The 11,358-nt window shown below is 66.3% G+C and carries 10 protein-coding genes and 2 tRNA genes; 9 read left to right on the forward strand and 3 right to left on the reverse strand.

What is annotated here, in order from left to right:
• Positions 1-2: 2 nt before the first annotated feature.
• From yidD to rpmH, 3 genes are read right to left on the reverse strand one after another with little or no spacing between them, the layout of a single operon-like run.
• Positions 3-359, reverse strand: coding sequence for a membrane protein insertion efficiency factor YidD (gene yidD, locus AB6V31_RS02415; RefSeq protein ID WP_143017815.1), 357 nt, complete (start codon positions 357-359; stop codon positions 3-5).
• A complete protein-coding gene (rnpA, locus tag AB6V31_RS02420; protein ID WP_056225054.1) occupies positions 356-694 on the reverse strand; it encodes a ribonuclease P protein component in 339 nt (112 codons plus the stop codon). Before rnpA ends, yidD begins: the two co-directional genes overlap by 4 nt.
• Before the next feature lie 8 nt (positions 695-702).
• A complete protein-coding gene (rpmH, locus tag AB6V31_RS02425; RefSeq protein ID WP_013584598.1) occupies positions 703-840 on the reverse strand; it encodes a 50S ribosomal protein L34 in 138 nt (45 codons plus the stop codon).
• Between the two features lie 295 nt (positions 841-1,135).
• Here rpmH and dnaA point away from each other — a divergent pair, with 295 nt between their 5' ends.
• The 9 genes from dnaA (at position 1,136) to AB6V31_RS02470 (ending at position 11,298) form a co-directional block, all read left to right on the forward strand.
• Positions 1,136-2,560 (forward strand): chromosomal replication initiator protein DnaA, encoded by a 1,425-nt coding sequence (gene dnaA / locus AB6V31_RS02430; protein ID WP_369363817.1) that lies wholly within the window; start codon positions 1,136-1,138, stop codon positions 2,558-2,560.
• A gap of 451 nt (positions 2,561-3,011) precedes the next feature.
• Positions 3,012-4,163: a DNA polymerase III subunit beta gene (gene dnaN / locus AB6V31_RS02435; protein ID WP_056225062.1), complete on the forward strand. Its 1,152-nt coding sequence runs from the start codon at positions 3,012-3,014 to the stop codon at positions 4,161-4,163.
• 45 nt (positions 4,164-4,208) lie between these two features.
• Entirely contained in the window at positions 4,209-5,363 is a 1,155-nt protein-coding gene (gene recF / locus AB6V31_RS02440; RefSeq protein ID WP_056225064.1) for a DNA replication/repair protein RecF, read from the forward strand.
• A complete protein-coding gene (locus AB6V31_RS02445) occupies positions 5,356-5,844 on the forward strand; it encodes a DUF721 domain-containing protein (protein ID WP_056225066.1) in 489 nt (162 codons plus the stop codon). Before recF ends, AB6V31_RS02445 begins: the two co-directional genes overlap by 8 nt.
• Before the next feature lie 119 nt (positions 5,845-5,963).
• Entirely contained in the window at positions 5,964-7,997 is a 2,034-nt protein-coding gene (gene gyrB, locus AB6V31_RS02450; protein WP_056225069.1) for a DNA topoisomerase (ATP-hydrolyzing) subunit B, read from the forward strand.
• 47 nt (positions 7,998-8,044) lie between these two features.
• On the forward strand, positions 8,045-10,675 hold the full coding sequence (gyrA, locus tag AB6V31_RS02455) for a DNA gyrase subunit A (RefSeq protein WP_056225072.1): 2,631 nt from the start codon (positions 8,045-8,047) through the stop codon (positions 10,673-10,675).
• Positions 10,672-11,073 carry a DUF3566 domain-containing protein gene (locus AB6V31_RS02460; protein WP_056225075.1) on the forward strand — a complete coding sequence of 134 codons (402 nt, stop codon included), beginning with the start codon at positions 10,672-10,674 and terminating at the stop codon, positions 11,071-11,073. Before gyrA ends, AB6V31_RS02460 begins: the two co-directional genes overlap by 4 nt.
• Before the next feature lie 65 nt (positions 11,074-11,138).
• A tRNA-Ile gene (locus AB6V31_RS02465) sits at positions 11,139-11,212 on the forward strand.
• A gap of 13 nt (positions 11,213-11,225) precedes the next feature.
• Positions 11,226-11,298 (forward strand) — tRNA-Ala (locus tag AB6V31_RS02470).
• Positions 11,299-11,358: the final 60 nt, after the last annotated feature.

Genomic DNA, 11,358 nt, shown 5'->3' on the forward strand with positions numbered 1-11,358 from the left:
GATCAGTCCTTTCGGGAGGGCACGACGAATCCGTGCCGAGTGAGTTCGTGGCGGAAGGCCCGATGAGGACGGACGTCGTCGATGCCACCCTGAGCCCAGGGATGGCAGCGTGCGAGACGGGCCGCGGTGAACGCGATGCCCTTCACGAGTCCATGCTGCTGCACGGCGCCCACCGAATAGGCGGAGCAGGACGGGTAGTACTTGCACACGTCGCCGTAGACGTGCGAGATGGTCGCTCGATACGCGTGCAACAGCGCCAGCCCCGCATTGCGGGGGAGGAGCGGGATGGATGCCACGACACCGTCGGCCGAGAGACGGCCAGCCCCCGTGGAGGAGGTCGGGAGAGTCGAAGCGCTCATACCGATGCTTTTCGTTCGAGGCATCGCACCACATCGGCGCGAAGCGTCGGATAGTCGACGGTCGCCGCCGAAGGCAGCGCACGGATGACAATCGAGGCGCCCCCGCGAACAGACGGGAGCGCCTCGGCGCACACCGCCTTGAGGCGGCGGCGAATGGTGTTGCGGGTGACCGCGGAGCCGACCTGGCGGCTCACGATGAAGCCGAACCGGGGCGAACCACTTTCGGCCGAGGTTCCGACGTAGGTCACGGTGTGCGCTCCGGCACAGCGAGTGCCCCGTCGGACCGTGGCTTTGTAGTCCGATCCGCGGGTGAGTCGGTTCGGCTTCGCGAGCACCGGGGCTGTCAGGCCGAGAGCTCGGTGCGGCCCTTGGCGCGACGGGCCGCGAGGATGCCACGGCCGGCGCGCGTACGCATACGGGCGCGGAAGCCGTGCTTCTTGGCGCGGCGGCGGTTGTTGGGCTGGAAGGTGCGCTTGCTCATGGGTCACTCCGGAGGTGATGTCGCCCGATGCTCTTCTGCCGGGGACGGGGGTCGGGACTGCCGTATAGGCATAAGTCAACCGACTAAGGCTACGTCGCGAGCGGCGTTAACTCAAACCGAGAACGCGACCGCCCATTATCCCCAGGCGTTGTCCACAAGCGTGGCAAAGACACGCGACCGAGTCCTACAGTGGATTTTGCTCCGACTGAGCCGCGAACTAGCGTGGCCCCGGAAGTTATCCACAGGTTCGACGCGACACGTCGATCTCCCGTCGCGTCAAGATCCCGGAGGGGATATGTCTCTGCACGAAGCACCGGATGTGCCCGTCTGGTCATCCGTGCTGGACCAGCTTCTCACCGATGATCGCGTCACCCCGCAACTCCACGGCTTCTTGAACCTCGCCGTTCCACAGGGTGTGATGGGCGGGACGCTCTATCTCGACGTGCCGAACGATCTGACCGCGGCGCAGTTCAACAAGCGCATGCGCGCCCCCATCCTCGAGGCGCTCGCCCAGGTACAGGGAGACGACCCGCAGATCGGCACGTTCCGAGTCGTCGTCAACCCCGACGTCATCGAAACCCAGCGCAGCTCGTCGGCGGCGCCGAGTGAAGAGCGCGCGATACAGGCCGCCCCCACGCACGCCGCCCTCAAAGAGCAGGCACCCGAGGCGATCGTTCCCGCGTCCCGCAACGACACGCGCCTCAACCCGAAGTACACCTTCGACAATTTCGTCATCGGCCAGTCCAACCGCTTCGCCCACGCCGCCGCGGTCGCCGTGGCCGAGGCGCCGGCGAAGGCGTACAACCCGCTGTTCATCTACGGGGACTCCGGGCTCGGCAAGACCCACCTCCTCCACGCGATCGGCGACTACGCCGCGAGCATGTATGCCGGCATCCGTGTCCGCTACGTGTCGAGCGAGGAGTTCACGAACGACTTCATCAACTCGATCGCCAACAACCGCGGCTCTGCGTTCCAAGCGCGCTACCGCGACGTCGACATCCTCCTGATCGACGACATCCAGTTCCTGCAGGGTCGCGCCGAGACGCAGGAAGCGTTCTTCCACACTTTCAACACGCTGCACGATCACGACAAGCAGGTCGTCATCACCAGCGACCTTCCGCCGAAGCAGCTCACCGGCTTCGAAGACCGCATGCGGAGTCGCTTCGAGTGGGGCCTGATCACCGACGTGCAGGCACCCGACCTCGAGACCCGCATCGCGATCCTGCGTAAGAAGGCCCAGAGCGAGCGCCTGCTGATCCCCGACGACGTGCTCGAATACATCGCCACGGTGGTGTCGTCGAACATCCGTGAACTCGAAGGCGCCCTCATCCGCGTCTCGGCGTTCGCGAGCCTCAACCGCTCGACGCTCGACATGTCCCTGGCTCAGACGGTGCTGCGCGACATCATCGACCAGGACGACGCGAACGTGATCTCGCCGACCGACATCATCACGGCGACCGCCCAGTACTTCAAGCTGTCGGTGGACGACCTGTACGGCTCGAGCCGCTCCCAGGCCGTGGCCACCGCCCGACAGATCGCCATGTACCTGTGCCGCGAGCGCACGAGCCTGTCGTTGCCGAAGATCGGGCAGCTCTTCGGCAACCGCGACCACACGACCGTGATGTACGCATACAAGAAGATCAGCGACCTGATGAAGGAGCGTCGATCGATCTTCAACCAGGTGTCCGAGATCACGAGCCAACTCGGACGCATGCGCTGAGCGCCCGTCTGCCGAAGGGGTCCGACCACGATCGTGGTTCGGGCCCCTTTCTCTTTTTCGGCCTCTGATCAGGTTCTGAAGAGCGCTCAGCAGCAGTTTTCACCGAGGTTCTGCACAGTGTGGAAAACCTGTGGATAACTCTGTTTTCCTCGGGATGATCTGTGCACTGCGCTGTTAACACTGTGGAAGACGGGCGACCGCCCCCGCGACCCCGACGCGTTAAGTGCCCAGGCTGTCCGCAGCTCCTCCACAGTTAACGGAGCCCGACATCCCTGCTGTTAACACGCGTGTCGAGAGTTATCCACACTCTCCACAGCTGTTAACAAGATGAAGATTCCAAATCATTGTTAAGAGAGATTCGATGACCTTGCCGTGGAGACGTCGGTCGACAGGCTCGGTCGGACGTGGGCACTAGCATGGGTAAGCCATACCCGCCGTCAAGGGAGCACCCGTGAAGTTCCACGTCAATCGCGATGTGTTCAGCGAAGCCGTCTCGTTCGTGGTCAAGCTCCTGCCGCAGCGCAATCCGCAGCCGATCCTGGCCGGTGTGCTGATCGAGGCCAACGAGCAGGGCCTCACCCTCGCCGCCTTCGACTACGAAGCATCCGCGCGGACGACGATCGAAGCGACCGTCGACGAGCCGGGCACGATCCTGGTCCACGGCCGCCTCCTCAGCGACATCGCCAGCCGTCTGCCGAACGCACCCATCCAGATCGCCGTCGACGACGACGGCGGCATCCTGCTCACGTGCGGATCGGCGCGGTTCACGCTCGCCTCCATGCCGGTGCAGGAATACCCCGCCATCCCCGAGGTCACCGGAGAATCCGGCCTCGTGCCGGCCGACGAGTTCGCCACGGCCATCGCGCAGGTCGCCTTCGCGGCGTCGCGCGACGACGTCACGCCCGTCCTCACGGGTGTGCAGCTCGAGGTCTCCGGCACGCGGCTGAGCCTGGTCGCGACCGACCGCTACCGCGTCGCCCTGCGCGAGATCCCGTGGGACGGCGGTGCCGCGGCATCCGACGAGCCCACCTCAGCCCTCGTGCCGGCCCGCACTCTCCAGGAGGTCGGTAAGACGTTCGCCCACGGTGGCGACATCTCGATCGCGTTCTCGGGTTCGGGAGATCGCGAGATCATCGCCTTCTCGTCGGGCAACAAGACCGTCACCTCGCTGCTGATCAAGGGCAACTTCCCGCCGGTCCGTCGCCTGTTCCCCGCGCAGACCGAGCACCACAGCGTGGTCAACACCGCGGAGCTCATCGAAGCCGTCCGTCGTGTCGCACTCGTGCTCGACCGCTCCGCGCCGCTGCGTTTCACCTTCGGTCCCGACGGCGTCTCGATGGATGCGTCCGGCACCGAGCAGGCTCGCGCCACTGAGTCGGTCGACGCGACGCTCGTCGGCGACGAGGTCACCCTCGGTCTCAACCCGCAGTACCTGATCGAGTCGCTGGGTGCCGTGCGCAGCGAGTTCACGCGCATCACCTTCACCTCGAGCGACAACGCGAACAAGCTCAGCCCCGTGCTGGTCACTCCGCAGACGTCGGTCGAGAAGGGCGGCGAGGGGACCTTCAAGTACCTCCTGCAGCCCAACCTCCTCCTCCGCTGAGTTGCGTCTCGCTGCCGTGTCGGAGGTGGCGGGTAGTCTGACTCGGTGATCGTGGAGCAGCTGGGACTGAAGGACTTCCGCAATTACGCGGAAGCCGACGTCTCGCTCTCTCCGGGAGCGAACGTCTTCGTCGGTCGCAACGGTCAGGGCAAGACGAATCTCGTCGAAGCCGTCGCGTATCTGGCCACCCTCGGCTCGCACCGCGTCTCGAACGACGCGCCCCTCGTCAGAGACGGAACGGATGCCGCGATCGTGCGCGCGCGACTGGCCCACGGCGAGCGGAGCGTGCTCCTAGAGCTCCAACTCAATCGCCAGGGCGCCAACAAGGCACGGGTCAACGGCGTCAATGTGCGGACCTCGGAGCTTCCCCGGTACGCGCAGGTGGTCCTGTTCGCTCCCGAGGACCTGCAGATCGTCCGGGGGGATCCCTCCGCTCGTCGTCGCTTCGCGGATCAGCTGATCGTGCAGCGCACCCCGCGCATGGCCGCCGTCCTCGGCGACTACGACCGGGTCCTGCGCCAGCGCAGCGCTCTGCTCAAATCGGCGCGCGCCCGCGGCCTCCGCGGCGACGCCCTCAGCACCCTCGACGTGTGGGACGACAAGCTGGTCACCCTCGGCACCGAGGTGATCGAGGCGCGGAGCGCGTTGGCATCCGATCTCTCCGATCCCGTCGCCCGGGCGTACGCCGCGATCGCCGGCGCCGATCACGAACCGCGCCTGTCGTGGGCGCTCTCGGTCGGCGGGGGCGACCCCGAAGAGGGCGACGCGGTCGATGGTGCGGGCTCGAGCGAGCCGCTGGCCGACCAGTTCCGCGCGGCCCTCGTCGCGAAGCGACCGGCCGAGCTCGAGCGCGGACTCACGCTAGTCGGACCCCACCGCGACGACCTCGTGCTGCGCGTGCGCGGCCTGCCGGTGAAGGGTTACGCCTCGCACGGCGAATCGTGGTCCGTCGCGCTCGCGCTGCGGTTAGCCTCGGCCGAGATCCTCCGCGCGGAGTCGCGGCTGGGAGACCCCGTCCTCATCCTCGACGACGTCTTCGCCGAGCTCGACGCCGGACGCCGGACGCGATTGGCGGAGCTCGCCGGCGGGTACGAGCAGGTCATCGTGACCGCCGCCGTCGAAGAAGACGTCCCCGACGGGCTGCGCGCTCATGTCGTGCGCGTCGATGCCGGGCGCATTCGGGACATCGACGATGAATGACGACGCGGAGATCCCCGAGACCATGTCGACGTATCTGCGTCTGCGCGGTCTCGAGCCGTCGCCGTATCGCAAGAAGAAGCGTCGGCGCCGCGCCGACGACGGCGAGAACGCCCCGTTCACCCCGGGGCGGGACCCGCGCGGGTTGGGCGATGTGCTGTCCTCGCTCACCAAGTCCGCTGGATGGGACCCCCAGCTCTCGCGCGAGGACCTCGTGCGCACGTGGGACGAAGTCGCCGGAGCCGACACCGCGGCGCACACACGTCCCGTCGCCCTGGACGGCGGAACCCTCACCGTCCAGGCCGATTCCACGGCGTGGGCCAAGCAACTGCAGTTCATGCGCGCGCAGATCCTCTCGGAGATCCTCCGCCGCTTCCCCGATGCCGGTGTCGAGGCGATCCGGTTCGTGGGCCCCGACGTCCCCTCTTGGAAATGGGGGCCCAGAGCCGTTCCAGGCCGCGGTCCGCGCGATACCTACGGCTGAGCCATGGTCGATCCCGGCTTGACGTGATTTATCCCCGCATTGGGGCGTACAAGCCATTTCGAAGGCCCTTCCGCGATAGGATGGAGGTTCCGACGAACCGATCTGGAGCGCGCGTACCCATGACGTCCGAAAACCCCGACAGCGTTTCCGAGGAACCCGAAGCGACCAGCAAGAAGGTTCCCAACGAGTACGGGGCAGACGCCATCCAGGTGCTCGAAGGTCTCGAGGCGGTCCGCAAGCGACCGGGCATGTACATCGGCTCCACCGGTGAGCGCGGCCTGCACCACCTCGTGCAGGAGATCGTCGACAACTCCGTCGACGAGGCCCTCGCCGGCTACTGCGACACCATCGAGGTGACGATCCTCAGCGATGGCGCCGTGCGCGTGGTCGACAACGGTCGCGGCATCCCGGTTGACATGCACCGCACCGAGGGCAAGTCGACCGTCGAGGTCGTCCTCACCGTCCTGCACGCCGGCGGCAAGTTCGGCGGCGGCGGCTACGCGGTCTCGGGCGGTCTGCACGGTGTCGGCTCGTCCGTCGTCAACGCCCTCTCGACGCGCCTCGAGGTCGAGGTCAAGCGTCAGGGTCACGTGTGGCGTCAGTCGTTCCGCGACGGCGGCGTGCCCCTCGCTCCCCTCGCGCAGGGCGAAGAGAGCGACGCGACCGGCACGACGATCACCTTCTGGCCGGATGCCACGATCTTCGACACCATCGACTTCGACTACGACACGCTGCGCACGCGCTTCCAGCAGATGGCCTTCCTCAACAAGGGTCTGCGCATCAGCCTGCGCGACGAGCGCCCCCAGTCGCTGATCACCGAGGGCGAGCCGGGTGAAGAGGTCACCGACGCCCGCCACGACACGTTCCTCTACGAACGCGGCCTTGTCGATTACGTCGAGCACCTCAACCGCGTGCGCAAGGCCGACGTGGTCAACGACGAGATCATCGAGGTCGAGTCCGAGGACACCGAGCGCAAGATCGCGCTCGAGCTGGCCATGCAGTGGACGACGGCGTACACCGAGAACGTCTTCACCTACGCGAACACCATCAACACCCACGAGGGTGGAACGCACGAAGAGGGCTTCCGCGCCGCGCTGACGACTCTCGTCAACCGCTACGCGCGCGCGAACAACCTACTCAAAGAGAAAGACGACAACCTCACCGGCGACGACATCCGCGAAGGTCTCACCGCCGTCATCTCGGTGAAGCTGTCGGAGCCGCAGTTCGAGGGCCAGACCAAGACCAAGCTCGGCAACACCGAGGCCCGCGCCTACGTGCAGAAGGTCGTCGGCGACAAGCTCGGCGACTGGTTCGACCGCAACCCGGCGCAGGCGAAGAACATCATCCGCAAGGCGATCGACGCCGCCACGGCTCGCCTCGCCGCCCGTAAGGCGCGCGAGACCGCTCGTCGCAAGAGCGTCTTCGAGTCGGCCGCGATGCCCGACAAGCTCAAGGACTGCACCTCGAAAGACCCCTCGATCAGCGAGATCTTCCTCGTCGAGGGTGACTCGGCCGGCGGCTCGGCCGTGCAGGGTCGCGACCCGCACACGCAGGCGATCCTGGCGTTGCGCGGCAAGATCCTCAACGTCGAGCGTGCGCGCCTCGACCGCGCACTGGGCAACAAAGAAGTGCAGGCGATGATCCAGGCTTTCGGCACGGGCATCGGCGAAGACTTCGACATGGCCAAGGCCCGGTACCACAAGATCGTGCTCATGGCCGATGCCGACGTCGACGGCCAGCACATCACCACGCTGCTGCTGACCCTGCTCTTCCGCTACATGCGCGGACTCATCGAGGCGGGCTTCGTCTACCTCGCGCAGCCCCCGCTGTACCGCCTGAAGTGGTCGAACCACCCGCACGAGTACGCGTACAGCGACCGCGAGCGCGACGCGATGCTCGTCGACGGTCAGGCCTCCGGACGCCGCATCCCCAAGGACAACGGCATCCAGCGCTACAAGGGTCTCGGCGAGATGAACGACCACGAGCTGTGGGAGACCACGATGGACCCCGAGACCCGCACGCTGAAGCAGGTCACCATCGACGACGCCGCCTCGGCCGACGAGATCTTCTCGGTGCTCATGGGAGAAGACGTCGAGTCGCGTCGCAGCTTCATCCAGCGCAACGCCAAAGACGTCCGCTTCCTCGACATCTGATCCGCACGACAGATCTCGCTCCGACGTATTCACGAAACTGAGAAGACATGGCTGACGACACCACTCCCGGGCCCGCCGACGCGCGCGAAGAAGGCGCTCACAACCACGGCAAGATCGACCAGGTCGACCTGCAGCTCGAGATGCAGCGGAGCTACCTCGACTACGCGATGAGCGTCATCGTCGGGCGCGCCCTGCCCGACGTCCGCGACGGCCTCAAGCCCGTGCACCGCCGTGTGATCTACGGCATGTACGACGGCGGCTTCCGCCCCGACAAGTCGTTCTCGAAGTGCGCCCGCGTCGTCGGCGAGGTCATGGGGCACTACCACCCGCACGGTGACGCCCCCATCTACGACGCCCTCGTGCGTCTCGTGCAGCCGTGGTCGCTGCGCTACCCGCTGGCGCTCGGCCAGGGCAACTTCGGCTCACCCGGCAACCAGGGCGCGGCCGCCCCGCGTTACACCGAGACCAAGATGGCCCCCCTCGCGCTCGAGATGGTGCGCGACATCGAAGAAGAGACCGTCGACTTCGAGGACAACTACGACGGCCAGACGCAGGAGCCCACGGTCCTGCCTGCGCGCTTCCCGAACCTGCTGGTCAACGGCTCGGTCGGCATCGCCGTCGGTATGGCCACGAACATCCCGCCGCACAACCTGCGCGAGGTCGCGGCCGGTGCCCTCTGGGCCCTCGAGAACCCGGATGCCACGCGCGAGGAACTGCTCGAGGCGCTCATGGAGCGCATCCCCGGCCCCGACTTCCCCACGCACGCCCAGATCCTCGGTACCCGTGGCATCAAGGACGCGTACCGCACCGGGCGCGGCTCGATCACGATGCGCGCCGTGGTCAACATCGAAGAGATCCAGGGCCGCACGTGCCTCGTGATCACCGAGTTGCCCTACCAGGTCAACCCGGACAACGTCGCCGTCAAGATCGGCGACCTCGCCCGCGAGGGCAAGATCACCGGTGTCGCCGACATCCGCGACGAGAGCTCGGGTCGCACCGGTCAGCGCCTGGTCGTCGTGCTCAAGCGCGATGCGGTCGCGAAGGTCGTGCTGAACAACCTCTACAAGCACACCCAGCTGCAGGAGAATTTCGGCGCCAACATGCTGGCGATCGTCGACGGCGTGCCGCGCACGCTCTCGCTCGACGGCTTCATCAGCCTGTGGATCGACCACCAGGTCGAGGTCATCGTCCGCCGCACGCGTTACCGCCTGCGCAAGGCCGAAGAGCGTATGCACATCCTGCGCGGCTACCTCAAGGCGCTCGACGCGCTCGACGAGGTCATCGCGCTCATCCGTCGCTCGCCGACTGCTCAGGACGCCAACGAGGGGCTGCAGAAGCTCCTCGACATCGACGACATCCAGGCGCAGGCGATCCTCGACATGCAGCTGCGTCGGCTTGCCGCCCTCGAGCGCCAGAAGATCGTCGACGAGGCGACCGAGCTCGAAGCCCGCATCGCGGACTACAACGACATCCTCGCCACTCCCTCCCGCCAGCGCACCATCATCCGCGACGAGCTCACGGCGATCGTCGACCGCTTCGGCGACGACCGTCGCACCGAGATCCTGCACGGGTTCGACGGCGACGTCTCGATCGAAGACCTCATCGCCGAAGAAGAGATGGTCGTCACCGTCACCCGCGACGGCTACATCAAGCGCACGCGCAGCGACAACTACCGCTCGCAGCACCGCGGCGGCAAGGGCGTGAAGGGTGCGCAGCTGCGCGCCGACGACGTGGTCGAGCACTTCTTCGTCACCACGACCCACCACTGGCTGCTGTTCTTCACGAACAAGGGCCGCGTGTACCGCTCCAAGGCGTACGAGGTCCCCGAGGCCGGGCGCGATGCGAAGGGCCAGCACGTCGCGAACCTGCTCGCGCTGCAGCCCGACGAAGAGATCGCGCAGATCCTCGACATCCGCGACTACAGCGTCGCCACGTACCTCGTGCTCGCCACCCGCAACGGTCTGGTCAAGAAGACCCGTCTCGACGAGTACGACACGAACCGCCAGGGCGGCGTCATCGCCATCAAGCTCCGCGGCCAGGTCGCGGACGACACCGACGACGCCGAGCAGGGCGGTGCCGACGAGCTGGTCAGCGCGATGCTGGTCGACGAGGGCGACGACATCCTCCTGATCAGCCGCCTGGGGCAGTCGCTGCGCTTCTCCGCCACCGACAGCGCGTTGCGCCCCATGGGCCGGTCGACGTCGGGCGTGAAGGGCATGGACTTCCGCGAGGGCGACAGCCTGCTCTCGGCATCCGTCGCCAAGGACGACGAGTTCGTGTTCGTCGTGACCGAGGGAGGCTATGCCAAGCGCACCGCCGTCACTGAATACCGGATGCAGAATCGCGGCGGTCTGGGCATCAAGGTGGCCCGTCTGACCGACGACCGCGGCGTGCTCGCGGGCGGAATGATGGTGTCGGAGGGCGACGAGGTCCTCGTGGTTCTTGCCAGCGGCAAGGTGGTACGCTCTGCCGTGGCCGAGGTCCCCGCCAAGGGGCGCGACACCATGGGTGTCGTGTTCGCACGAGCCGGAGGTGATGACAGGATCATCGCCATCGCTCGCAACGCAGAGCGGAACCTGACCGAGACGACGGAGACGATCACGGAGCCCACCGCTTCTTCCGCGGATGAGGCCGACGCCTCCTCTTCCGAGACCCCCGAGGAAAGTACTGACGCATGAGCACGGTAGCCGACAAGCTCGCCAAGAAGTCGACTCACAAGACCCCCGCCAAGCAGGTCCGCCTGCGCCTGGTGTACATCGACTTCTGGTCGGCGGTGAAGCTGTCGTTCCTGGCGGCGGTCGCTCTGGCCATCGTCACCGTCGTGTCGTACTTCCTCATCTACCTCGTCGTCTCGGCGACGCTGCTGACGAAGCTCGATGAGTTCTTCACGAGCTTCACCGACGGTGGGGCGACCCTGTCGCAGTACGTGGGCCTGCCGCAGGTGATGGCGTTCGCCGCCATCGTCGCCATCCTCAACCTCGTCATCGTCACCGTGCTCGGCGCCGTGATGGCGGGTATCTACAACCTGGCGGTGAAGGTCACCGGTGGCCTTCTCGTCGGGTTCACCTCGAACTGACGCCGATTCGTCAAAACCTCGCGAGTCCGGTAAAGTCTTCGAGGTTGACATCACGTCAGCGAGACGGGGCTATAGCTCAGGCGGTTAGAGCGCTTCACTGATAATGAAGAGGTCCCAGGTTCAAGTCCTGGTAGCCCCACCCCTTCCCTCGCGGGGCCTTAGCTCAGTTGGTAGAGCGCCTGCTTTGCAAGCAGGATGTCAGGAGTTCGAATCTCCTAGGCTCCACACATCTGCACGCGTGGCACCCAGCTGCTGCGATCGGTCTGCACATCTCGCACCGGCTGC

Origin of the sequence: Microbacterium sp. 16-032, from assembly GCF_041079455.1 — a bacterium.
In the GTDB taxonomy this organism is placed as follows: domain Bacteria; phylum Actinomycetota; class Actinomycetes; order Actinomycetales; family Microbacteriaceae; genus Microbacterium; species Microbacterium testaceum_A.